This window comes from Marinobacter salexigens, from assembly GCF_002806945.1.
Taxonomy (GTDB): domain Bacteria; phylum Pseudomonadota; class Gammaproteobacteria; order Pseudomonadales; family Oleiphilaceae; genus Marinobacter; species Marinobacter salexigens.
Genome location: NZ_NIHC01000003.1, coordinates 392,433 through 415,668, shown reverse-complemented (window position 1 = coordinate 415,668; position 23,236 = coordinate 392,433). Strand labels below are relative to the sequence as shown.

Sequence of the window (23,236 nt, the reverse complement as noted above, 5' to 3'; positions counted from 1 at the left end):
CGGGGCAACAAGAACAAGACAGGAATCAACCATGAATCTACCCATGCACAAACTCGGAAAACTGGACCGGATGGAGACTGCCAGTGTGGACGAGCTGCGCCATGAACAGCTTCAACGCCTGCGTTGGAGTGTCTGGCATGCCTATACCAATGTACCCCACTACCGCAACGCTTTTGATGCCATTGGTTTGAAACCTATGGACATCAACAGCCTGGAAGACATCGCCAAAATTCCGTTTACCGGCAAAGCTGACCTCCGGGAAAACTATCCGTTTAACATGTTCGCAGTGCCCATGAAAAAAGTTGTCCGGGTACACGCGTCCAGCGGCACCACCGGTAAACCTACAGTGGTGGGTTACACCCAAAGCGATATTGAAACCTGGGCTGACATAGTTGCCCGCTCCATTCGCGCCGGTGGTGGTAGCGCCGGAGACAAGATTCATATTGCTTACGGCTACGGCCTGTTCACCGGGGGCCTGGGCGCCCACTACGGAGCCGAACGCCTGGGTTGTACCGTTATCCCCATGTCCGGAGGCCAGACAGAGAAGCAGGTTCAGCTGATCAAGGATTTTGAACCCGACATCATTATGGTTACGCCTTCCTACATGCTGAATATTGCTGACGAAATAGACCGTCAGGGCATTGATCCAAAGACTCTGCCGCTGCGCCTGGGTATTTTTGGTGCTGAGCCCTGGACCAACGAAATGCGTACGGAACTGGAAGATCGCCTCGGCATCCAGGCTCTGGACATCTACGGGCTCTCTGAGGTGATGGGACCCGGCGTCGGCATGGAGTGTCTTGAAACCAAAGACGGCCCCACTATTTGGGAAGATCATTTCTATCCGGAGATTATTAACCCGGAAACCGGTGAAGTACTGCCCGACGGCGAGTACGGCGAGCTGGTTTTCACCTCACTCACCAAAGTAGCCATGCCGGTATTACGTTACCGCACCCGCGATCTCACCCGCCTGCTGCCAGGCACAGCCCGGCCAATGCGTCGCATCGACAAAATCACCGGTCGCAGCGACGACATGCTGATAATCCGTGGGGTAAATGTGTTCCCCACCCAGATTGAAGAACAGGTGCTTAAGTGCAACGCCCTGGCGCCCCACTATGAAATCGTGGTGTACAAGAAAGGTAACCTGGATTGTGTGGATGTTCGGGTCGAGTTGAAGGCGGGAGCAGAAGGCGAAGGCCTCAAGGAAACTGCCGCCAAAGAGTTAGGGCACCACATCAAGTCTTACATTGGCATAAGCACCACAGTCCAAGTGTATGACTCAGGCACTTTGAGTCGCTCAGAAGGCAAAGCGAACCATGTGTTTGACCGGCGCAAAGACTGAAACCGGTGACCGGGGCGCTAAGCAACGCCCCGGTCATTTATTTTTCCTTCGAGTTTCCTGAAACCAAAAGCAATCATTAATGAAAGACTGTTAGTTGTTGTTTTTCAGTCAGTTAAGTATTCGACGAAAGTCTTATAAAGCAAACATGATACAAAATACAGTTCCTTGATATTTATTCAGTATCATATAGTATGAAGTCATAGTCCGAGATGCGTCTCAGGGCACTGCTGGCAATACAACAGCAAATTAAAACAAGTCAGATTCGGAGAGAGTTATGTACGCACAAATGGTTGATACCGGTACAAAGCGCCTCAAGACCCTGGAAGAGATGTCTCCCGAAGAAAGGGACTTCCAGGAAAAGGTAGACGCGGAGACCAAGATTGAAGCCAAGAACTGGATGCCCGACGGTTACCGCAAAACCCTGATCCGCCAGATCTCTCAGCACGCCCACTCAGAAATTGTTGGCATGCTGCCGGAAGGCAACTGGGTTACCCGCGCACCAACGCTCAAACGCAAGTTGCAGCTGATGGCCAAGATTCAGGACGAAGCGGGCCACGGCCTGTACCTGTACAGCGCCATGGAAACCCTGGGGGCGAGCCGCGATGAAGAAGTGCAGAAACTGCACGACGGCAAAGCCAAGTACTCCAGCATCTTCAACTACCCAACCCTGAACTGGGCCGACATGGGCGCAGTTGGCTGGCTGGTTGACGGTGCCGCCATTGTAAACCAGGTGGTGCTGCAGCGTACGTCCTATGGTCCCTACGCCCGTGCCATGGTGCGCATCTGTAAGGAAGAGAGTTTCCACCAGCGTCAGGGTTACCAGATTTTGCTGGATATGATGCGTGAAGGCACTCAAGAGCAGAAGGATATGGTGCAGGACGCCATCAACCGCCTGTGGTGGCCAGCACTGATGATGTTTGGCCCGCACGACGACGAATCCCCGAACTCTCAGCAATCTATGGCCTGGAAGATCAAGCGCAAGAGCAACGACGAACTGCGCCAGATGTTCATTGACCAGACCATTCCACAGCTCGAGTATCTTGGCTGCACGGTTCCCGATCCGGATCTGAAGTGGAACGAGGAACGAGGCCACTATGATTTCGGTGAAATCAACTGGAAAGAGTTCTACGACGTACTCAAGGGCGACGGCCCCTGTAACCACGAGCGTATTTCTACTCGCAAAAAGGCAATTGATGAGGGCACCTGGGTAAGGGAAGCCGCCGTTGCCTATGCCGAAAAACAAAAACAGCGCGCAGCCAAAGCCGCTTAAACAGGAGAAGCAACAATGTCTGAATGGCGCCTTTACGAAGTCTTCGTTCGTAGCAAGCACGGCCTTAACCACAAACACGTCGGTAGTGTTCATGCTGCCGACAATGAAATGGCCATGCAAAACGCTCGCGATCTTTACACCCGTCGTAGCGAAGGGGTAAGCATCTGGGTCGTTCCATCTGAAACCATCACAGCCTCGGCTTCGGACGAAAAAGAGGTTCTTTTCGATCCGTCCGAAGACAAAGTTTACCGGCACGCTTCGTTCTACAAGCTGCCTGACGAAGTCGGGCAAATGTAAGGAGCGACCCATGACACAGCAACAAGCTTTACAGGAATACCTGCTTCGCCTGGCAGATTCCGACATGATTCTGGGCCAGCGTCTCAGTGAACTGACGGGGAAAGCCCCGGCACTGGAAGAAGAGATGGCGTCGATGAACGTTGCGCTTGACCTGGTGGGCCAGGCGCGCAACTGGTACGAGTACGCCGCCGAACTGATTGACGACGGTCGCAGTGCCGATAACCTGTGCTTTCTTCGGGACGCTCACGACTATCGCAACCTGCTGATGGTAGAGCAGCCCAATGGCGACTATGCAGTCACCATTGCACGCCAGTTCTTCTTTGATGTATGGCACTACTTCACACTGAAGAGCCTGACGAATGCCAGTGACGAGCGTATCGCCGGCATTGCAGCCAAAGCCGTCAAGGAAGCCACGTACCACCTTCGCCGTTCTTCGGAGTGGGTCAAGCGTATGGGCGACGGCACTGAGGAAAGCCACCGCCGCATTCAGGACGCTTTCAATCTGCTGTGGCGTTTCACGGGTGAGCTGGTGACTCCGGATGAAGTTGACCATGCCATGTTCAAGGCAGGCATCGGCCCGGACCCCGAACAACTGAAGCAAGACTGGTTCGGCATGGTGCGCGAAGTTGCAGCCCAGGCCACCCTGACAACCGGTGCGGAAGACGCCTGGATGTACATGGGCGGCAAGCGCGGCGAGCACACCGAACACCTGGGGCACATCCTGGCCGTGATGCAGTTTCTGCCTCGCGCCTATCCGGATGCAACCACCTGGTAAGCCAGTCTGACCAAAGAGGATACTTCCGGTGAATGAACGTGAACCATCGTCTGTAGACGTACTGATTGCCAGCGACCGCGTACCGGCTAATGCCCGCCCGGAACTGCTGACAGAAGAAGCGATCTGGGAACTGCTGGACAACGTCAAAGATCCGGAAGTGCCCGCTGTCAGTGTGGTAGAGCTGGGCATCATTCGCAGCGTCGAGTGGGACGGCAAACACCTGAGCGTGGATGTAACACCCACTTACTCTGGCTGCCCTGCAACCGAGCTGATCGAAGAGCTGATCGTCGAAGCTATGCGCGCTGCGGGCATCCGTGATCCGCAGATTAATCGCGTGCTGACGCCGGCCTGGACCACCGACTGGATAACTGAAGAAGGCCGGGAAAAACTCCGGGCATTCGGCATAGCGCCGCCTCAGGGCAGTGCCAGCAAAATGAGCCTGTTGGGCGCTGATGAAGTGATTGCTTGCCCGCTGTGCGGCAGCGAAAACAGCGAGCGCATCAGTGAATTTGGCTCAACTGCCTGCAAGGCACTATACCGCTGCCTTGATTGCCGTGAACCCTTCGACTACTTCAAATGCATATAGAGCCGATACGATCATGAATAAATTCTACTCACTGGCCCTCAAAGAGGTCAGACCGGAAACAAGAAACGCCGTATCCCTGAGCTTTGATCTGCCTGAAGACCTGGCAGAAAAATTCAAGTACAAGCAGGGCCAGCACATTGTGGTGCGTACCAAGCTGGATGGCGAAGAAGTTCGCCGCACCTATTCCATCTGTTCCAGCGTTAATGACGAGGAGCTACGCATTGCCGTCAAGCGTGTCCCCGGCGGCGTATTCTCAGGCTTTGCTAACCAGCAGTTGAAACCCGGCTCCACCCTCGAGGTTATGCCCCCACAAGGTACCTTTGGCATCGACCTGGACCCGGAGCGCGAAGGCAACTACCTGGCAGTGGCTGCCGGCAGTGGCATCACCCCGATTCTGTCCATCATCAAGACGACGCTGGAAACCGAGCCAAAGAGCCAGTTCACCCTGTTCTACGGCAACAAGGGCACCAGCAGCACCATGTTCCGCGACCAACTGCAGGATCTGAAAAACGAGTACATGACCCGTTTCAACCTGGTGTACATCTTCACCCGGGAAGAGCAGGACATCGATTTGTACAACGGTCGCATAGATGCTGACAAGTGTGACCAGCTGTTTGAACACTGGATTGACGCCAAAAACCTGACCGGCGCTTTCCTCTGCGGTCCTCAATTGTTGACCGAAACGGTGCGGGAATCGCTTGAGCGCCACGGCCTGGACAAGTCGAAAGTTCACTATGAGCTCTTTACCCCTGCCGGCGGTGTGCCCCAGGCACGGAAAGACCGGGCGGAAACAAAAATCGACCCGGAAGCTGTCAGCGTTATCACCGTTAAAGCGGATGGTCGCTCCGTGGTGTTCGATCTGGTGCACGACACCAAAAGCATCCTCCAGGCAGGCCTCGACGAAGGCGCTGACCTGCCTTACTCGTGCCAGGCTGGGGTCTGTTCCACCTGCCGGGCCAAGGTGGTAGAAGGCGAGGTTGAGATGGATCAGAACTTTGCCCTGGAAGACTACGAAGTGGAAGCAGGCTATGTGTTGTCGTGCCAGTGCTACCCGGTTAGTGACAAGGTTACCCTCGACTACGACGAATAGTAATTCTGGAGTTTTTTAATGCCCGTTACCAAAAGTTTTATTGCCGGCGAATGGGTCGGCAAGCAGAAGGCCAAAGTCCTGCACAGCGCCATCAACGGCCAGACTGTTGGCTATACCCACGACGAGACTCTGGACTTCAAAAAGGCTGTTGAATACGGCCGCAAGGTCGGCGGTAAAAACCTGCTGGCCATGGACTTTCAGGAGCGCGCTCTGGCTCTCAAAGCCATGGCGATCTACCTGCAAGAACACAGAGATCAACTCTACGCCCTTTCGATGCATACCGGGTCCACCAAAACGGACAACGGTATCGATATTGATGGCGGATTCGGCACCCTGTTCTATTACTCCAGCATGGGCCGCCGGGAACTGCCCTCCGGCAACGTGATGCACGAAGGCCCGGTAACACCGCTGGGTAAAAATAACCACTTCGCCGGCACCCACATTATGGTGCCTCGTGGAGGTGTAGCCGTTCACATAAACGCTTACAACTTCCCGGTTTGGGGCATGCTGGAAAAATTTGCCCCGACTTTTCTGGCGGGCATGCCCTCCATCGTAAAACCGGCGACGTCCACCTGCTATGTGACCGAACTGGCCGTGCGTTTGATGCAGGAATCCGGCGCTTTACCGGAAGGCAGCCTGCAGCTGATCATCGGCAGCACTGGCGATCTCTTCGAGCACCTGGAAGAGCAAGACGTAGTTACCTTTACCGGCTCCGCCAAAACCGCGCGCATGCTGCGTGTTCACCCCAACATCATCAACCGCTCCATTCCGTTCAATGCCGAAGCTGACTCATTGAACAGCGCCATTCTGGCGCCGGATGTCACGCCGGAGCACGAAGAGTTTGATCTGTTCGTTCGTGAGATCGGCCGCGAAATGGTTGCCAAGGCCGGCCAGAAATGCACGGCAATCCGCCGGATCATGGTGCCACAGGATCAGGTACAGGCAGTGTGCGACAAGCTCAAGGAGCGCCTGTCGAAAATTACCGTAGGTGATCCCTCTGTCGAAGGCGTGCGCATGGGCGCCCTGGCCTCTCTCGACCAGCTGGAAGACGTGAAAGCCAACGTCCAGGAACTGCTGAAAACCAGTGAGCTGGTAATCGGTGGCGATGGCAGCTTCAAGCCAACTGGCGAAGGTACAGACAAAGGTGCATTTATCGAACCGCACCTGCTGCTGTGCCGTAATCCGGAGAATGGCTGTGGCGCACACGACATCGAGGCCTTCGGCCCGGTTGCCACGGTTATTCCCTACAACACTCTGGATCAAGTGGTTGAGCTGGTTGCCAAAGGCCGCGGCTCACTGGTTACCACTGTAACCACCCGCGACCCGGCCACTATCGCCAAACTGGCACCGGCACTGGCTGCTTACCATGGTCGCCTGCACCTGCTGGATGCGGAAGCTGCGAAAGAATCCACAGGCCACGGTTCACCCCTTCCGATGCTCAAGCACGGTGGGCCCGGTCGCGCCGGTGGTGGTGAGGAGCTTGGCGGTATTCGTGCGGTACTCCACTATCTGCAGCGCACCGCCATTCAGGGTTCACCTACCATGCTTGCCGCAGTCACTGGCGAGTACGTTCGTGGTGCCGAGGTTTTCGAGACCGACAAGCACCCGTTCCGTTATCACTTCGAAGACCTGCAGATCAACCAGTCACTGCTGACACACCGTCGTACCATCACGGAAGCAGATCTGGTGAACTTTGGCTGCCTGTCTGGCGACCATTTCTATATGCACTTCGATGAAATTGCCGCCCGTAACAGTCAGTTCGGCAAGCGTATTGCCCACGGCTACTTTGTACTGTCTGCAGCCGCCGGCATGTTCATCCATCCTGCCGAAGGCCCGGTTTTGGCAAACTACGGACTGGATACCTTGCGTTTCATTGAGCCGGTAGCGCCGGGCGATACCATTCGTGCCCGCCTGACCTGTAAGCGTAAGATCGACCAGGGTCGTAGCTCACCGGATGGCCACCCCCAGGGCGTTGTTGCCTGGGATGTTCAGGTCACTAACCAGAACGACGAGCTGGTAGCCAGCTATGACATTCTGACGTTGGTAGCCAAAAAAGAGGGTGCCAAAGAGCAAGAGTAATTGTTCGGGCCACAAAAAAACCGCCAGCAGCTTACAGCTCTGGCGGTTTTTTTTGTGCCTGCGCTCAGCCCAGCTCTTCTAAAAGCGGGCCGAACCTGCCTCCATCACATGCCCAAATAGGCTTCTCGTACTTTCTCATTACTCAGCAGCTCGCGGCCAGTGCCTTCAATGACTACACGGCCCGTCTCCAGCACGTAACCACGGTCGGCAAGCGACAGCGCCTGGGAAGCGTTCTGTTCCACCAGGAAAATGGTCATGCCTTCGTTTTTCAGCTCTTTAACAATATTGAAAATCTCTTCAATAATCAGCGGCGCCAACCCCATGCTGGGCTCATCCAGCAGCAACAACCTGGGCCTGGCCATCAGTGCACGCCCCATAGCCAACATCTGTTGCTGTCCTCCGGACAGTTCACCCGCCAGATTGTGACGCTTCTGGCGCAGTATGGGGAACTTCACATACATGCGCTCCATGTCGTCCTCTACTTCCGGACCGCGTCCACGAGTGTACGCGCCCAGCAGCAGGTTGTCTTCAACGCTCAGGTCCTTGAAAACCTGCCGGCCTTCGGGCACCTGCACAATACCATTGGCAACACGCTGATCCGTGCTCATCTTCAGCAGGTCTTTACCTTCGAAGTTGATGCTGCCACTGTCTGTCGGCTGCAATCCGGAGATCGTCATCAGCAACGTCGACTTGCCCGCACCGTTAGCACCAACCAGGGAAACGATTTCTCCGCTATTGATACGGATATCAATACCGTGAAGTGCTTCGATCTGGCCATAGGACGTCTTCAGGCCCTCTATAGAGAGCATTTCTTCAGTGGCGTGTCGTGCGGTTCTGCGCGGCGCGTGTTGCAACCCCAGACCACCCAGGCGCTCCGGCGTGTAACTTACAATGCGATGACGTAACTCTCGAAACTCGTCCCGCACCCGTTCGCCAAACAGTGGATCGTTAGCCTGGTCCCGGGATTCGATAATCAACTGCCAATCGTCCTCGCTCAGCAGCTTACGGGCCCGGGGGATGATCACACCTTCTTCTTTTTTGATGTGCTTGCGCAAGGCTTCCGTAAATCGTGCCAGCGCATGGCTGAACTCTTCCCTGCCATCAGGCCAGCGCTCCATGCACAGCATCAGCAGATGCCGAAGTTCGTTGATCTTTTCGTCGCCGATTACATAACCGTGCGCGAGTTTATCCAGCAAGGGTTTGGTTTCCGGCGATTTTTCCCCCAGCACGCGGTACAGCACTATCTCTTCGGGAGCACTATGCACGCGCCGGGCAAAGTGCTGAATGTAATCGAAAATGGTGCTGTACAGGGTTTCGTCAGGCTTCTGTTCATTGATATTCATATCGTGCTGGAGCTGATCCAGCAGATCCAATATCCGCCACAGAGACTGGTGCTCCTGAACAATGGTACTAATGGCTTGCAGACTGTAACTGTCTTCAGGCGCAACGTTGGTCGGTGTTGGTGTCATTATAGTTATCCCTCGCTCCGTTTAGCCGCCCAGATAGGCTGCGATCACATCCGGGTTTGTTCGAATCTGTTCCGGCGTGCCTTCCGCCAGTACGCGCCCGTAGTTAAGCACCAGCAAACGGTCAGAAATACCCATCACCAGTTTCATATCATGCTCCACCAGCATCACGGTTATGCCCTGCTCGGCAATTTTGCGGATCAACTCCTCCAGAGCAGCAGTCTCCACAGCATTAAGGCCGGCCGCCGGCTCATCCAGCAGGACGACTTTTGGTTCGGCAGCCAGTGCGCGGGCGATCTCCAGCCGTTTAAGCGCACCATAGGACATTGCGGAGGCTTCGGTATCGAGATACTCGCCACAGCCCACAAACTCCATCAGCTCAGCGGATTTCTCACGTGCAGCTTTTTCATCACGGGTGAGCGCAGGCAACCGGAACAGCGTGGTCAGCAGGTTGCTTTTCAGGGTCAGGTGCCGGCCCAGCATCACGTTCTCAATAGCCGTCATGTTCATACAGATCTGCATCTGCTGGAACGTGCGGCACATGCCCCGCTCTGCCAACTGATTGGGTTGCAGCTTCGCGATACTTTCACCATTCAGCTTCACTTCACCGCTGGTGGGCGTGTAAAGGCCCGTAATCAGGTTAAACAGGGTGGTTTTGCCAGCACCGTTAGGGCCGATAACCGAATACACCTGACCCGCCTCAACCGAGAAGCTAACATCTTCAACGGCATGAACGCCGCCGAACGCCTTGGACAAATTATTGACTTCCACCAGAGCGCTCATGCGTCACCTCCGGCAGACTTCGAGCGGCGTTTTGCAAGCAGATTTGCCGCAGTCGGCAGCAGACCTTTGGGCATAAAGATCATGGTCAACATCAGGATCAGACCAAACAGCACCATTTCCATCTCCTGAAAATCGGCCAACAGTTGCGGCAAGAGCTCAAGCACCACAGCACCTATGATCACCCCGATGGTTGAGCCCATACCACCCAGAACCACCATGGTGATCAGCAAAATGGAAAAGTCGAAGCTTGCCACCGAGGGGGTAATAAAACCATGGAAGTGTCCATAAAGCGCGCCCATGACACTGGCGTAGACCGCTGAAATCACAAATACCAAGCTTTTGTATTTTGCGGTGTTTACGCCCACGACACTGGCAGCAACTTCAGAACCGTGAACAGAACGTAAAGCCCGACCAATAGGCGAGTCGATAAGATTCTGGGCCAGCCAGACTGCTACCAGAAGCACCATGCCCGCAAACAGATACCAGGCCAGGTCGCCGCTAATTTCCATTCCGAACAAGGAGTACTGGCCAAAGACACTCAGCTCCCAGCCAAAGACGTCAAACGACGGCACTGGCATGCCATCTGGCCCGCCCGTAAGCTCACGCTCGTTGTTCAGTATGATCGCGATAATAAACCCCACAGCGAGGGTGGCCATGGAGAGGTAATGGCCTTTCAATCGCAGAATCGGGCGGCCAACAACCCACGCAATGATCGCGACACCAACGGCGCCAACGAATAATGCGGGGATGGCAGACCAGCCGTAGTTACTTGTCATGATGGCACTGAAGTATGCGCCCAGCCCGAAAAAGCCTGCGTGCCCGAGACTGATCTGGCCGGCGAAACCCACCAACAGGTTAAGGCCGACAACGGCACCGGCAATCAACGCGATTTGCGTAGCCAGGCCATAATGAAACGGGTTGGAAATAAACAGTGGCAGCGCAAACACCACGATGGCCAGAAACACCAGGCCCTTGAGACGAAATTGCGAGAGTCGAGCTATCATCACACTCGCTCCACAATTTTGGCGCCAAACAGGCCGCGAGGCATGAAGAAAAGCACCACAAGAATCATTGAAAATGCCACCGCATCCTTATAGTCAGACGATAGATAACCAGCAGCCATGGCTTCAACCACACCAAGAGCCAAGCCACCCACTACCGCACCCATGCCGCTACCCAGGCCACCTATGGCCGCCGCCACAAAGCCTTTGAGCCCAAGGATGATACCTATGTCATAAGAGGTAAACGTAATCGGCGCCACGACGATGCCGGCAATGGAGCCCAGCAATGCAGAGACCATGAACGCCAACATCAGTACCACCTGAGTACGAATGCCCACCAGGCGTGCAGCATCTTTATTCATTGAAGTAGCCAGAATGGCCTTGCCGGTGAGTGTGCGGGTAAAGAAATACACCAGCACGGCAACCAGAACCGCGCCGACTCCCAGCACCCACAGGCTCTGCGTGTTCAGAACGGCGCCAAAAATCTGTATTGGCTCCTCGCTGCTGAAGTTAGGCATTACGTGATATTCCTTGCCCCACACCAGCTGCGCCAGGCCACGAATAAAAATAGACGCGCCTATGGTGATAATAATCAGGGTAACCACATCCGCATTTTTAGCGGGTGCAATAGCCAGGCGCTGGAGGGCAACACCCAAAACACCGGCAAGTACAACGGCAAGAACGATCGCAAGTAGCATGGGCACACCCATGGCTGTCAAGGATACGGTTGCCATACCGCCAATCATCAGGAACTCGCCCTGGGCAAAGTTGATTACATGGCTGGCGTTGTAAATCAGTGTAAAGCCCAAGGCAATCAGGGCGTATGTGGCACCAATGGTGATACCGGTAAACAGGTACTGCAGGAATTCAGAGAACATAATCTGGCCCGCTCGCGCAGCGGCTGACAGTTGCCCCGAAGGGCAGCCGCCAGCCTGTGGTACGGATGGAAATGTGCTTAGTTGATCAGCTTCCAGCCACCATCCTGAACTTCCAGGATGCGGAAGGAATCAGCTTGCAGACCGTTGTGGTCATCGGCTGACATATTGAACGTGCCGGTAACACCTACGTGGCCCTGAATGCTTTCAAGAGCATCACGAACCGCCGCCTTGTCTGTGCTGCCAGCTTTCTCAATGGCTTCAACCGCCAGCATCAGGCCGTCATAAGCGTAGGCACCAAAGGTAGACACTTTGGAGTTCCAGCGGGCTTCGTACTCACTCTTGTACGCCTCAACCACCGGTTTTTGGGGGTCGGTGTCTGGCAGCGACTCCGGCACCAGCAAGGGTGATGCGGGCAGTCTCAAGCCTTCAGCACTGTTACCTGCCAACTCCAGGAAACCATCAGAAGCAACACCGTGAGACTGGTAGAATGGAAGCTCGATACCAAGCTGAGCGTAGTTACGGGTAACGATGGCCGGACCCTGACCAAAACCGAAGTTAAGAATGGTCTGCACACCATCGGTGCCGCGGATATTGGTGAGCTGAGCAGTCATATCCGTGTCGGAACCGCCGTAGGTTTCGTCAGCAACTATCTCGACTCCACCCATCTCTTTGATCACCGCCAGAGTTTGCTCACGCCCGGAACTGCCAAAGCCACCGGTGCCGGAGATCAGTCCCACTTTAGTCAGGCCGCGGGACTTCATATCCTGCAGGATACGCTCTGCCGCCATACGATCGGATTGCGGGGTTTTGAATACCCATTTCTTGACCGGCATGGTAATAACAGTGGCGCCCGCCAGTGAAATAAACGGCACCTTCGCCTGCTCGATCATAGGTACAGCCGCCATGGTAGCGCCCGTGGTGCTGCCGCCAACGATAATATCAACGCGATCTGAGCGGATCAGCCTGCTTGCGAAGTTACGGGCTTTAGAGGCATTGCCTGCGTCGTCGTAATGAATCAGCTCGAGTTGACGCCCCAACACGCCACCCTCTTTGTTGATTTTCTCCACATACATTTCCAGGGTTTTCAGCTCCGGATCGCCCAGAAATGAAGCCGGCCCGGTAACCGCTAGAAACGAACCAATACGTATAGGTTCAGCTGCCTGAGCGTTCATTGCCAGCAATCCGGCGGCTGCAATAGCAGCAAACTTGCCCGCACGACGCGTGATTTTTTTGAACATTGTTGTTGTTCTCCCAAATGTAGTCAGGGCGTTTTAGTTTTATATGCCCCAGAATTTCCTGAAAACAGGACTGTTTCTCCTGCCCAGGCTGAACTTTTTCGTGTCACGAACCCTTTTATAGCGCTCTGCATTCAGCAATGCACGACAGAAATTACTCTGCCGCTGCGATTACTGGCTATCCGCCAATTCAATAATACGATACCGTTGACGGATATCAATGGAAAATATTGTATCACTACGAAGCTGTCAACTGAGGAGTGCGCCACAGCACACAACTTTCATTGCAACCTATACCAATGTCTTAGGTCCAGTGAGTTTTTTGGCTTTTTCTCATGAGAAACCGATACATCCCAACAGCAGCGCAGCCTGGCAGCTGTTGCAAAGACCCTGTCCGGGAGCACATGGGACTTTACCCAGTCACTGTATCAGGGATAATGCCGCCCGAACGCCGTTAAACCTGCAGTAGCGGGCTTGCGGATAGTATTGGGGAGATAAGAGAGTCATGTCTGCAAAACATCAGCTCGAGAGCCTGATCGGGGACTTCCAGAAAAAACGTCCATTACGTGCGGGATCTCTGATCATCACCACGTATGGTGATATTATTCATCCGCGGGGCGGTAACGTTTGGCTGGGCAGCCTGATGAAGCTGTTGACGCCCATGGGCGTGAGTGAGCGCCTGGTCCGCACCTCGGTTTACAGGCTGGTTCAAGAGGGCTGGCTACAAACCGAAAAAGTGGGTCGCTGCAGCTACTACAGTGTTACCGGAGCTGGTCTCAGGCGCTTCCAGCAAGCGTTCGAACATGTTTACACACTTGCCACAGAAGACTGGAACGGCAGCTGGTGCCTGGTTTTTCTCAACCAACTGGAACCGGAAATCCGAGCCAAGGTGCGCGAAGAGCTAAAATGGCTCAGCTTCGGCAATATGGCAACGGGCGTAATGGAACACCCGCGCTTCACGCGCCATGAATTGGTGCCTCTGCTGCAAGAGTGGGGCGCATTGGAAGACACCATCGTAATGCAGACTCAGCCCTTGGAACAACGAAGCCCCCGAGCTCTGCGCAGGCAAGTAAAAGAAAGCTGGAACCTGGACGAGCTGGGTTTTCGGTATAAGCGTTTTCTGGAAAAGTTTCGCCCACTATGGCGGGAGCTAAGCGCTAACAACAACCTGAGCCCGGAGGAATGCGTGACCGCGCGCATCCTGCTCATTCACGAATACCGCAAAATACTACTGCGTGACCCATTACTGCCCGATGAACTGTTACCGGGAGATTGGGAGGGACGCAGCGCCAAGCAATTATGCCGCAACCTTTACCGAGCGATATACAGTCGCTCTGACGAGCACCTGGGGAGCGTCCTGGAAAATGCTTCTGGCCCCTTGCCAGGCCCAGCACCGGGGTTCTATCGCCGCTTTGGCGGCCTGACGGAAGAAAACCCAACCGACGGCCGCCCATCGGTTATCGAAGAATCCGCCTGACCCTGAATATTCGTTAACTCCTATCACCATGACCGTCGCAGCCAGCGTTACGCCAACATGAAATGACGAACAGCCCAGACTTGACTTAGAACAACGACAACCATCGTTCAATCAAGCTTGTCGCGTTACTGTGTTGGGACTCTTCGTTATCTTCAAACGAATACAAATACTGTTTTCAAAGCCTGCATTCCCATGAAACGGAATGGGGCTTCCACTTAACATGTATTCGCAATGAATCAACAGGACAGATTATGACGCCCACCATCGCCATTCTCCTGATCATTACCTTCGTGCTTTCCACGGTTGGTTTGCTGCTACTGATCTGGTCTATCGCCAACAATCAATTCAGTCATGGTCAGGATGCGGCACGCACTATCTTCTCTCCGGGTGAGGAAGGCCACAGTGAGGACCCTGCGCGCCCCTCCGATCAGACGTTCACCGGCGATAACAGCGAACAGGCCGAGGCCATTGAAGCACGCTGGATTGCCGACCAATCCTCCAGAACCGCCGTACTCACCTGGCTGAGCTCATCGGTTTTCTGGCTACTACTGGGCTCGTTTTTCGGCCTGGCATCTTCCATCAAAATGCACCTGCCGGAGTTTTTGACGGCGAGTGAGTTCCTGACCTTTGGCCGAATTCGCCCCGTACACCTGAACGCCGTCACCTATGGCTGGGCGTCTATGGCGGGCATCGGCGTGGCACTTTTCCTGATTCCAAGGCTGTTCAAAACCTCGCTGGTAGGTGGCAGGTACGCGGTTATTGGCGGTTTTATCTGGAACATCGGCCTGGTTCTGGGCTTGAGTGCCATTACGCTGGGCCTGTCCGATGGCGAGGAGTGGCTGGAGTTTCCCTGGCAAATCGACATTCTGTTTGTCTTAGGTGGTGCCCTGTGTGCCATTCCCTTACTACTGACCGCCGCCAACCGGAAAGTGGAGCACCTGTACGTGACCAGTTGGTACCTGATGGCGGCGCTGGTGTGGTTTCCCTTCCTGTTCCTGATTGCCAACCTGCCCTTTGCCTTCCCCGGTGCCTCCGGCGCTACGGTTAACTGGTGGTTCGCCCATAACGTGCTGGGGCTCTGGGTAACACCCATCGGCATCGGTATTGCCTACTACATGATTCCGAAAATTCTCGGCAAGCCGATCATTTCCTATCAGCTCTCGTTGATTGGCTTCTGGTCACTGGCGCTGTTCTACAGCCAAGTGGGCATTCACCACCTGATCGGCGGGCCCATTCCAACCTGGCTGGTTACGCTCTCGATTGTCCACAGTGTGATGATGTCGATTCCGGTGATTACTGTGGCCATCAACCATCACGGCACCATGGTGGGCAACTTCGGGCGATTGAAAGACTCACCCACCCTGCGTTTTGTGTGGATCGGCGCGCTCATGTACACCGTGGCTTCGCTGCAGGGGTCCATGGAAGCCCTGCGCAGCATTAACGTGATCACCCACTTCACCCACTACACCGTGGCCCATGCGCACCTTGGCATGTACGCCTTCCTGAGTTTCATTCTGTTCGGCGCGGTGTATTTCATTATGCCCCGCCTCACCAACTGGGAATGGCCTTGGCGCAAACTGATCAGCCTGCATTTCTGGCTGGTGAGTATCGGCATTCTGATTTACGTGGTGTCGCTCACTGTTGCAGGTTGGAAGCAGGGTGTTGCACTGCTGGATGCGGCCATGCCGTTCATGGACATTGTGAAAATGACACTGCCCGCACTTCAAGCCCGCACCGTTGGTGGTGCCCTGATGACACTAGGGCATTTGGTGTTCGCGTTCCATTTCATCGCCATGTTAATGCGCAGTGGTGCTGCTACTGAGCAACCGACCCTCTTCCGCCCAGCCACCAAGGAGACTGCCCAATGAAACGTGCTCTCGCAATCATGGTCGGCGCAGCGCTCATTCTATTGCTGGCCACGCTTACTTTGGTGGTTATGCCTTACCTGCAAATGTCTGCGGAACAGGTACCACCCGATCTCAAACCCTACACGGAACAGCAACAGCGGGGCCGGCAGGTTTATATCGCAAACGGCTGTGTGTACTGCCACAGCCAGCAGCCCCGAGACCCGAGCTTCGCACCCGGAGACAAAGACCGGGGCTGGGGCCGCCCGTCGGTGCCTGGGGACTATGCCTACGATGAGCCCCACCTGCTGGGCACCATGCGCACCGGCCCGGATCTGTTCAACATTGGCGCTCGCCAGCCCAGTATCGATTGGCAGTTGATGCACCTGTACAACCCCAAGGCCATCATCAAAGGCAGCATCATGCCGTCTTACCCCTTCCTGTTCCGCCATGTGAAAGAACCGGTAGAGGGCGACAAAGTGGTGAACATACCGCCGCCATACGGCCCGGAAACCGGGAAAATCGTCGCCACCGAAGACGCACTGGCGCTGGCCGAGTACATGCTTGCCCTGGACCACACTTACCCGGCACCGACTTTGCCAAAAGCTCCGCCAAAATCCGATGAGCCCAAGGAGAACCGCGCGCCATGAACCAGCACGATCATCGCGCTCAATATCGTGAAGCGCCCGAACCGGAAGAAGGCACACGCGCCACGCCAAAAATCGTATTGGCCTGGATCGCCATACTGATTGTGTGGGGTGTGGGCTACTACGCCTGGCAAATTGGCAAACCCATGCTGGGCGGTGACAGCCGCTCCGCGGTGGAAATGGTGCAGCAGGAATCAAAACCGGCCGATAATTCTGCAACCAACAGCGGCGCTGAGGCGTCAGGGAGTTCAAGTTCTGGTGGCAGCTCAGCGGCTGCAAAGCCTGACGGAAAGGCCATTTATAGCGCCCAATGCAGCGCCTGCCATCAGGCAAATGGGCAGGGTGTCCCTGGTGCCTTCCCTCCTCTAGCGAACAGCGAATGGCTACTCGCAGACGCAGCCATCCCCATAGCGATTGTTCACGATGGTCTGCAAGGCGAAATTGAGGTGGCCGGTAATACCTTCCAGGGCGTTATGCCCAAATTCGGAGGCACTCTCTCCAATGCCGAACTGGCCGCCGTTCTGAGCTATGCCCGCAGCGAATGGGGCAATAGCGCCGGCGAAATCGATCCGTCCGTTGTCACTGAGCACGTGGATCGTTTCGGCGAACGCGGCGACTGGTCTGCCGAGGAACTGAAGGAGGTTTTCGGGGAACCCTGAGATGGTAACCAACAACGAGAGCACAGTGCAGGAACAACAGAATCAGGACATCCTGATGATTGAAGGGATGCGCTGTGGCAGCTGTGCGATCGCCGTTGAGGCTCTGCTAAAAAAACAGCCGGGGGTGAGTGACGCCGCCGTTAACTTCGCAGCAGATGTAGCGATGATTCGCTGGCACAAGGAAAAGCCCCCTCTAGCCAGCCTTCAACAAGCTGTTGCCCGACTGGGTTACCGGCTACACAGCTCGGTCGACCCTGACCGCAGCAAACTCCAGGCGGAGTCGGTACGCAAACACTTACAACGGCGGTTGGCGGTCGCGTTAGTCTTTGGCATGTGGAGCATGATGCCGGCCCTGCTGATTTACTTGGCACCCTTGGGTGCAGTAGAGCCGGAAGTCCTCTGGCCACTGGCCATTGCCAGTGGTTTGTTCGCCGCGCCGGTGGTGCTCTATTCCGGCTCACACTTCTACCGGGTAGGCTGGCGCACACTCCTTGCCGGTTCACCGGGCCTCGATAGCCTGATCTTACTGGCAGTGTTCGCGGCCAGCATCATCTCTGTCTGGCAGCTTGTCTCCGGCAGTTATCATGTGTACTTCGACGCTGCTGTTATGCTGATCACCTTCCAACTGATCGCAAGATTGCTGGATACCAGCGTGCGCCGGCGCGCCTCGGAAATCATTCGGCGCTATCTTCAGCAGGTACCTGAACAGGTCACCCACAAAACCGCGGCAGGAAAACTGGAAACCCGCCCAGCCGAAGATATTAAAACCGGCGAACGTATTATTCTCCAGGCCGGTGAACAGTTGGCGCTGGATGGCCGGATTGTGCGGGGGCATGGCCAGGCCGACCTGTCCATGCTGACGGGCGAGCACATGCCTCAATCACTTGGCCCGGGCGCCGAATTGCTGGCTGGCTGTCAGTTGCTCGAGGGCGAACTGGAACTGGTCATAACCGCCAGCACTGGCCAACGCCGCATCGACCGGTTATCCCGCTCCATCAGTGCCCTGCTCAGCCGCAAAACCACTCTGCAACGCCTGACGGATCGCATTGCCCGCATTTTACTCCCCGTTATCATGGTCGCCGCCGTACTTGCGGTGGGCCTTGCCCTTGTTCAAGGCGTTCCGCTTCCAGAGGCCGCGGCCCGCGGGCTCGCCGTTATGATCATCAGCTGCCCCTGCGCCCTTAGCTTGGCCATTCCTCTGGTGATCACCATGGGCCACGCCAATATGATCCATCGAGGCATTGTATTGCAGGACCCTGCCGCCCTTGAGGCCGCCGCCGAAGTGGGTGCGATTGTCTTCGACAAAACCGGCACATTAACCACGGGCGAACCCAGCGTAGACAGCATCACGCCGGCTGGCCAATGGACGGAAAGCAGCCTGCTGCAATTGGCGCAGAGCACGCTCCAAGGGTCAGCCCACCCGGTTGCCCGGGGCTTAATGGCGACTATGCCCTCGGTGCCTGAGCCAGCAACTGAAGAAACCCGGGAAAGCTTTGCCGGTGCCGGTACGCGCTGGATAAATGGTGACCAGACTGCTCTGGCAGGGCGCGCCAGTTGGCTTAGGGAACAGGGAGTCGACGTACCAGCCACCGAAGACACCGGAATGAGTGTCCATCTGGCCTGCAACGGGCTTTATGCGGGCAAGATCGGATTTCAGGAAACCTTGAGACCGGAATCGGCAGCCACAATACGCCAGTTGGTCAGCCTGGGTTACGCCATCTACTTGCTCAGCGGTGATACCCGTAAGGCCTGCCTTGATCTGGCCAGGCGCCTGGGTATTCCGCCAGAGCATGTGCTCTCCGAGTATTCTCCCGAGCAGAAGCACAGCTTTATCGACACTCTGGAAAAACAGACGCCCACCGTCTTTGTAGGCGACGGCCTCAACGATGGTCTGGCGCTGGCCGGTGCAAGGTTGGGTATAGCGGTAGGTAATGCGGCTTCCGCCACGGGTGCAGCAGCGGCTGTTTACCTCACAGAAAGCATCGACAAGGTGCCCGCCACCCTGCAACTGGCACAACGGGCACACAAACTCATGCACCAGAACCTGTTCTGGGCTGTGGGCTACAACGCTCTGGTGATTCCTTTGGCGATTATGGGCTGGATTCAGCCGGTGATTGCCGCCGTTGCCATGTCACTCAGTAGCCTATGCGTTCTGCTCAACAGCCTGCGTATGCAAAAGCAGCTGGCCGATGATGCGCCAGACAAAGCCCGCGCCCTCAGCCAGGCAGCTTCGCCGGCCTGAACGATCGCACCAGGCCAATAAACGTAATGGCCCAGGCAACCAGGGCAAGATAGAAAAAGCTGATGGGGATAAAATCCAGAAAGTGAAAGCCCAGAGCCTCCGCCATCTCATAGGTGCTGGCGGCGTACATGCCCAACGGGAACACCGCGCCCCAGTACAATGGGTCGTATTCCAGCGGGAACTTCTTGTATACGTGCCGCCAAATGCCAAGAATAAACAGCATGGGTATCCACCAGGTTCCGGTGGCCCAATAGAACACAGAGAACCCCTTCAGAAAGGGCAGCAGTGAATCCAGAAACGGCGCATCTTTTACGTTAACGATCAGCAGAGAACCCGCCAGTGTCGAGATCGCCATGGCACCCATGTTGATCCAGTAAGGCGGCGCAAGATCCCCCGGAGAGAACTTGAAAAAGGTATAGCGGTAGAAGATCAGCGACATCATCCAGATGTACAGCATGCCGCCCCAAAGCCACATGGACAGCGCCAGAAAGTTGATACCCAGCTTATAGGGCTGCGGCATATCCACCGCAATTAACGCACTGAGCACCGCAATGGACTGGGTGGCTACCACCGCCAGCAGCCAGCCGCCGGTAATGCCTTTATCCAACGATGGCTTTTCTTCTTTTACCGTGAATGCGGTAAATATGGTGTAGGTCAGGGCCAGCCAAAGTACGATCGCAAACACCCAGAGCGCGCGCCCGGCCAGGGTAAACTCCGTGAGCATGATGAACTGGCTGCCAAGCACACTGGAGCCCGCAGGCAAGGTAAAAAAGCCGGGGCCACGAAGGTGGTCGATCACATCGAGAAGAAATGCCCGGCGGTAGAGCACGAAACGGGCAAGAGTTGCTGCCCATAGCGCCCCATAAAAGCAAAGATTCAGATAGAACAGACCTTTGGCAACCACTTGAAATCCCAGCATGTGCGCTGCCAAAGAGATAATCCCCGTGGCCATCACCATGCCAAAATAGGCCGGTGACAGGTCCTTCAAATCCTTTGTTATATGCCAGCCGCCTGCATTCATCTACCTGAGCACTCCCGTTACCTGTGCGCGCCTTTGGCACGGATACAGTCTAGTTCACGGGCTAGCCTGTTCAACTCTGTTGCCCAGTTCTCTGCGCGTTTTCAAGGCTATTTCTATCGGCGTGTTTCGGAGGCACCCGGCCCACCCTTGCCTTTAATTACAAAGGTGCTATGGTGCCGCCAACCTCAGTGAAGGAGCTTCTCATGGTTTCTTTATTTCCCCTTTCGATTACCTTCCATTAGTCGGCGAGCCCCGCCATACGGTGCTCGCGAGCTTTCTGATACTTTTTAAAAAAACACAATCGACAGACCATTTGTGGCGCCAGCGGCAACACGAATATTTTTAGCAGGCAGAGATACTGACATGTTGATGAATGTAGGTTTTAACCTGGGTTCACGTGATATCGCAACGCTTAATGCAAAACTGGGCAGACTCTACAGCAACCCCGTTATTCCCCCGGAAAACACGGCCATGATTGGCAGCACCGTAACGCTGATCAACTGCCTGGACTCGTCGGAGCTTACCTTCCGTTTAACAGACTCCGGCTCCTGCCCCGAAGCCGAAAAAGATGACGTTTGCATAGGCTCACCCTTCGGTCTTGCGCTGCTTGGCACCAAGCCGGGAAGTGTGGTCAAACTGGGATCGGGCAACGAAGAAGGACATGCTGTAGTACTGAAGATAACAAACTGAAGTACCCTCTCCAAAACCTCTCCTCCTCTCTCCGATGCAAAGTCTCTCAGCCGTGCCATCCTTTACACACTGCTGGTCGCAATTGACACCGGCACGCCTGAGTGACATGTTTGCAACCATTTAGCGCAAACAACAATAAACAGCGTCGAGTATTTTAAACATGCTGATTTTGACCAGCTTTGGCCTGGCCTGTCTGGCAATTCTTCTGGTCGCAATAACCCGCAAGGAAGCCCCACTCAATGCCAAACTCCACCCCTCCATTCCGCTGGCCTCATGTTTTGATGTCAGTGTCAGTTGGCCTGAGCCTGCTCTCGCTCTATGTATTGGTGATTGCTGTTCTGGCTGTTCAGGGGCTTTTGGCGTCTCAATCTACAAAACTCGATGTGCTCATGGCTGAGACAGAAACCATGGCGGCTGAGGCTCGTACAGTAATAAACCGTTTGAATTCCATGGAGTTCAAGCAGTGCTCAGACGAAGCGTTGGCGACCATGCGACGGGAGCTTTTCATGGCAAACCGCATCCGGGATATTGGCTTTGTACAGGGCAATACACTTGTGTGTACGACAGGCCAGGGTGTTCTGGACTCTCCGCTGGAGCAAGACCCTTGGGATTACACCAACAAAGAGGGCTTCCGATATTGGCCCGCTGCCCGCATTGTTCTGTTTGATGGCAATATCACCGCTCCCATCGCTGGCAAGGGTTCCTTTAACGTTGTGCTCGAAACCCAGTGGCTTGAGCAGCAACCCCGTCCTGGTGGTCGGTGGGAATTGGTATATCGGAACAGCCCGTCTGCGGCAAAATTTACCTTCGGAGATATGGACGTATTCCGCAACCTGTTCGAAACATCCGGCCAGGTGGTCAGTTTTGCGTCCACCTACACCGAAACGTGCAGCGCCACCATTCCCTATTGTGCCAGCATGGAAACGAAGCATGCGGATGCTCTCAGGCGCAACCAGGCTTTTTCAGCTTTTCTCTTATTGATTGGTCTGGTGCTGGGCGCAGGGTCAGGCGTCGCAACCTGGCTATTACTCAAAAACAGGCGCGGTATCGGCCACAGGGCTGTTCGGGGGATCAGGAACGACTCATATTTTCCACTTTACCAACCCATCGTGAACCTGGAGACCAGAGAAATTATCGGTTGCGAGGTACTGGCCCGTTTTGAAGACCGCTACGGCGCAATGCTCCCCGACGAGTTCATCCCCGTGCTGGCGCAAAGCCAGTACAGCTGGCCATTTACCCAATTGATCATGCAGAAGACTCTGGCAGACCTGAATTCCACAACCGGGCTACCCGACGGTTTCAAGGTAAACATCAACCTGTTTCCTTCAGATATCGCCCAGAGCAGAATGAAAGATGCCGATATTCCACTGGCGCTTGCAGCATCACGGTTTAACATTGCTTTCGAAATCACCGAAGACGAACACCTGGATACGGCCACCGCAAAAGATTGCATACAGTGGATCAAACAGAACGGCTTTGAGCTGGCAGTCGACGACTTTGGCACCGGTTATTCCAACCTTTCAAAAGTACGGGATCTGGGCTGCAATACACTGAAAATTGACCGCAGCTTTGTATTTGATATCGATAGCGGCGGGCTGGGTGCGGCGCTTGTTCCATTAATGGTGCGCATTGCAAAAGAGCTGGACATGGATGTTATTGCCGAGGGCGTGGAAACAAGCACACAGGCAATGGTTATTGCAGGAATGGGTGTAGGGCTTGCTCAGGGTTGGGCATTTGGCAAACCCATGTCAGCAAGCCAACTGGAGAAACTCGTGTGCAAAACGCTCTGACCCAATTTGTGCACTTGATCGGATTTCCTGTTCATCTCTCTCAAAATGCTTCGTTTGATCTAAGGCT

The 23,236-nt window shown here is 55.1% G+C and carries 20 protein-coding genes and 1 pseudogene; 14 read left to right on the top strand and 7 right to left on the bottom strand.

The features are described from left to right. The first annotated feature begins 31 nt into the window (after positions 1-31). The 7 genes from paaK to paaZ all read left to right on the top strand — a co-directional run bounded on the left by paaK (position 32) and on the right by paaZ (position 7,436). On the top strand, positions 32-1,339 hold the full coding sequence (gene paaK, locus CDH47_RS06835) for a phenylacetate--CoA ligase PaaK (protein ID WP_100639339.1): 1,308 nt from the start codon (positions 32-34) through the stop codon (positions 1,337-1,339). Between the two features lie 274 nt (positions 1,340-1,613). Then, a complete protein-coding gene (gene paaA, locus CDH47_RS06830) occupies positions 1,614-2,609 on the top strand; it encodes a 1,2-phenylacetyl-CoA epoxidase subunit PaaA (protein ID WP_100639103.1) in 996 nt (331 codons plus the stop codon). A 15-nt stretch (positions 2,610-2,624) separates the two neighbouring features. Beyond that, the gene (gene paaB, locus CDH47_RS06825) at positions 2,625-2,906 is read left to right on the top strand and encodes a 1,2-phenylacetyl-CoA epoxidase subunit PaaB (protein ID WP_100639102.1); all 282 of its coding nucleotides are present in this window, start codon (positions 2,625-2,627) and stop codon (positions 2,904-2,906) included. A 10-nt stretch (positions 2,907-2,916) separates the two neighbouring features. Next, positions 2,917-3,681: a 1,2-phenylacetyl-CoA epoxidase subunit PaaC gene (gene paaC / locus CDH47_RS06820; protein WP_100639101.1), complete on the top strand. Its 765-nt coding sequence runs from the start codon at positions 2,917-2,919 to the stop codon at positions 3,679-3,681. 28 nt (positions 3,682-3,709) lie between these two features. Further along, complete coding sequence (gene paaD / locus CDH47_RS06815; RefSeq protein ID WP_100639100.1) at positions 3,710-4,267, top strand: 1,2-phenylacetyl-CoA epoxidase subunit PaaD; 558 nt, start codon at positions 3,710-3,712, stop codon at positions 4,265-4,267. Between the two features lie 13 nt (positions 4,268-4,280). Next, positions 4,281-5,357 (top strand): 1,2-phenylacetyl-CoA epoxidase subunit PaaE, encoded by a 1,077-nt coding sequence (gene paaE / locus CDH47_RS06810; protein WP_100639099.1) that lies wholly within the window; start codon positions 4,281-4,283, stop codon positions 5,355-5,357. Positions 5,358-5,375: 18 nt separating this feature from the next. Then, complete coding sequence (gene paaZ / locus CDH47_RS06805) at positions 5,376-7,436, top strand: phenylacetic acid degradation bifunctional protein PaaZ (protein ID WP_100639098.1); 2,061 nt, start codon at positions 5,376-5,378, stop codon at positions 7,434-7,436. A gap of 104 nt (positions 7,437-7,540) precedes the next feature. On the opposite strand, the gene CDH47_RS17680 is transcribed toward paaZ, so the two are convergent. From CDH47_RS17680 to CDH47_RS06780, 6 genes and pseudogenes are all read right to left on the bottom strand, one after another. Further along, on the bottom strand, positions 7,541-8,245 hold the full coding sequence (locus tag CDH47_RS17680; RefSeq protein WP_239985641.1) for an ABC transporter ATP-binding protein: 705 nt from the start codon (positions 8,243-8,245) through the stop codon (positions 7,541-7,543). 210 nt (positions 8,246-8,455) lie between these two features. After that, positions 8,456-8,905: pseudogene (locus tag CDH47_RS17675) on the bottom strand (hemerythrin domain-containing protein); the annotation flags it as partial. Positions 8,906-8,926: 21 nt separating this feature from the next. After that, positions 8,927-9,685 (bottom strand): ABC transporter ATP-binding protein, encoded by a 759-nt coding sequence (locus CDH47_RS06795; protein ID WP_100639096.1) that lies wholly within the window; start codon positions 9,683-9,685, stop codon positions 8,927-8,929. Then, complete coding sequence (locus CDH47_RS06790) at positions 9,682-10,689, bottom strand: branched-chain amino acid ABC transporter permease (RefSeq protein WP_100639095.1); 1,008 nt, start codon at positions 10,687-10,689, stop codon at positions 9,682-9,684. Before CDH47_RS06790 ends, CDH47_RS06795 begins: the two co-directional genes overlap by 4 nt. Continuing rightward, a complete protein-coding gene (locus CDH47_RS06785; protein ID WP_100639094.1) occupies positions 10,689-11,564 on the bottom strand; it encodes a branched-chain amino acid ABC transporter permease in 876 nt (291 codons plus the stop codon). Before CDH47_RS06785 ends, CDH47_RS06790 begins: the two co-directional genes overlap by 1 nt. A gap of 77 nt (positions 11,565-11,641) precedes the next feature. Further along, positions 11,642-12,802, bottom strand: coding sequence for an ABC transporter substrate-binding protein (locus tag CDH47_RS06780; RefSeq protein ID WP_100639093.1), 1,161 nt, complete (start codon positions 12,800-12,802; stop codon positions 11,642-11,644). Between the two features lie 502 nt (positions 12,803-13,304). Between CDH47_RS06780 and paaX the strand changes: the two genes are divergently transcribed. The 5 genes from paaX to CDH47_RS06755 all read left to right on the top strand — a co-directional run bounded on the left by paaX (position 13,305) and on the right by CDH47_RS06755 (position 19,668). Further along, the gene (gene paaX, locus CDH47_RS06775; protein ID WP_100639092.1) at positions 13,305-14,276 is read left to right on the top strand and encodes a phenylacetic acid degradation operon negative regulatory protein PaaX; all 972 of its coding nucleotides are present in this window, start codon (positions 13,305-13,307) and stop codon (positions 14,274-14,276) included. A gap of 251 nt (positions 14,277-14,527) precedes the next feature. After that, complete coding sequence (locus CDH47_RS06770; protein ID WP_100639091.1) at positions 14,528-16,144, top strand: cbb3-type cytochrome c oxidase subunit I; 1,617 nt, start codon at positions 14,528-14,530, stop codon at positions 16,142-16,144. Beyond that, positions 16,141-16,770, top strand: coding sequence for a cbb3-type cytochrome c oxidase subunit II (locus tag CDH47_RS06765; RefSeq protein ID WP_100639090.1), 630 nt, complete (start codon positions 16,141-16,143; stop codon positions 16,768-16,770). Before CDH47_RS06770 ends, CDH47_RS06765 begins: the two co-directional genes overlap by 4 nt. Then, positions 16,767-17,426 carry a c-type cytochrome gene (locus CDH47_RS06760; protein WP_100639089.1) on the top strand — a complete coding sequence of 220 codons (660 nt, stop codon included), beginning with the start codon at positions 16,767-16,769 and terminating at the stop codon, positions 17,424-17,426. The genes CDH47_RS06765 and CDH47_RS06760 overlap by 4 nt, the downstream gene beginning before the upstream one ends. A gap of 1 nt (position 17,427) precedes the next feature. Beyond that, a complete protein-coding gene (locus tag CDH47_RS06755; RefSeq protein ID WP_100639088.1) occupies positions 17,428-19,668 on the top strand; it encodes a heavy metal translocating P-type ATPase in 2,241 nt (746 codons plus the stop codon). Here CDH47_RS06755 and CDH47_RS06750 read toward each other — a convergent pair. Beyond that, entirely contained in the window at positions 19,643-20,689 is a 1,047-nt protein-coding gene (locus tag CDH47_RS06750) for a tellurite resistance/C4-dicarboxylate transporter family protein (protein ID WP_100639087.1), read from the bottom strand. The two genes, CDH47_RS06755 and CDH47_RS06750, sit on opposite strands and share 26 nt — an antisense overlap. Before the next feature lie 363 nt (positions 20,690-21,052). Between CDH47_RS06750 and CDH47_RS06745 the strand changes: the two genes are divergently transcribed. Together CDH47_RS06745 and CDH47_RS06740 are read left to right on the top strand one after the other, a co-directional pair. Then, a complete protein-coding gene (locus tag CDH47_RS06745; RefSeq protein WP_100639086.1) occupies positions 21,053-21,379 on the top strand; it encodes a GreA/GreB family elongation factor in 327 nt (108 codons plus the stop codon). Between the two features lie 239 nt (positions 21,380-21,618). Then, a complete protein-coding gene (locus tag CDH47_RS06740) occupies positions 21,619-23,169 on the top strand; it encodes an EAL domain-containing protein (RefSeq protein ID WP_100639085.1) in 1,551 nt (516 codons plus the stop codon). Positions 23,170-23,236 lie beyond the last annotated feature (67 nt).

Coding starts and splice junctions, on each gene's coding strand:
- paaK (WP_100639339.1), top strand. CDS start 32: ATGAATCTACCCATGCACAAACTCGGAAAACTGGACCGGATGGAGACT.
- paaA (WP_100639103.1), top strand. CDS start 1,614: ATGTACGCACAAATGGTTGATACCGGTACAAAGCGCCTCAAGACCCTG.
- paaB (WP_100639102.1), top strand. CDS start 2,625: ATGTCTGAATGGCGCCTTTACGAAGTCTTCGTTCGTAGCAAGCACGGC.
- paaC (WP_100639101.1), top strand. CDS start 2,917: ATGACACAGCAACAAGCTTTACAGGAATACCTGCTTCGCCTGGCAGAT.
- paaE (WP_100639099.1), top strand. CDS start 4,281: ATGAATAAATTCTACTCACTGGCCCTCAAAGAGGTCAGACCGGAAACA.
- paaZ (WP_100639098.1), top strand. CDS start 5,376: ATGCCCGTTACCAAAAGTTTTATTGCCGGCGAATGGGTCGGCAAGCAG.
- CDH47_RS17680 (WP_239985641.1), bottom strand. CDS start 8,245: ATGCTCTCTATAGAGGGCCTGAAGACGTCCTATGGCCAGATCGAAGCA.
- CDH47_RS06795 (WP_100639096.1), bottom strand. CDS start 9,685: ATGAGCGCTCTGGTGGAAGTCAATAATTTGTCCAAGGCGTTCGGCGGC.
- CDH47_RS06790 (WP_100639095.1), bottom strand. CDS start 10,689: ATGATAGCTCGACTCTCGCAATTTCGTCTCAAGGGCCTGGTGTTTCTG.
- CDH47_RS06785 (WP_100639094.1), bottom strand. CDS start 11,564: ATGTTCTCTGAATTCCTGCAGTACCTGTTTACCGGTATCACCATTGGT.
- CDH47_RS06780 (WP_100639093.1), bottom strand. CDS start 12,802: ATGTTCAAAAAAATCACGCGTCGTGCGGGCAAGTTTGCTGCTATTGCA.
- paaX (WP_100639092.1), top strand. CDS start 13,305: ATGTCTGCAAAACATCAGCTCGAGAGCCTGATCGGGGACTTCCAGAAA.
- CDH47_RS06770 (WP_100639091.1), top strand. CDS start 14,528: ATGACGCCCACCATCGCCATTCTCCTGATCATTACCTTCGTGCTTTCC.
- CDH47_RS06765 (WP_100639090.1), top strand. CDS start 16,141: ATGAAACGTGCTCTCGCAATCATGGTCGGCGCAGCGCTCATTCTATTG.
- CDH47_RS06760 (WP_100639089.1), top strand. CDS start 16,767: ATGAACCAGCACGATCATCGCGCTCAATATCGTGAAGCGCCCGAACCG.
- CDH47_RS06755 (WP_100639088.1), top strand. CDS start 17,428: ATGGTAACCAACAACGAGAGCACAGTGCAGGAACAACAGAATCAGGAC.
- CDH47_RS06750 (WP_100639087.1), bottom strand. CDS start 20,689: ATGAATGCAGGCGGCTGGCATATAACAAAGGATTTGAAGGACCTGTCA.
- CDH47_RS06745 (WP_100639086.1), top strand. CDS start 21,053: ATGTTGATGAATGTAGGTTTTAACCTGGGTTCACGTGATATCGCAACG.
- CDH47_RS06740 (WP_100639085.1), top strand. CDS start 21,619: ATGCCAAACTCCACCCCTCCATTCCGCTGGCCTCATGTTTTGATGTCA.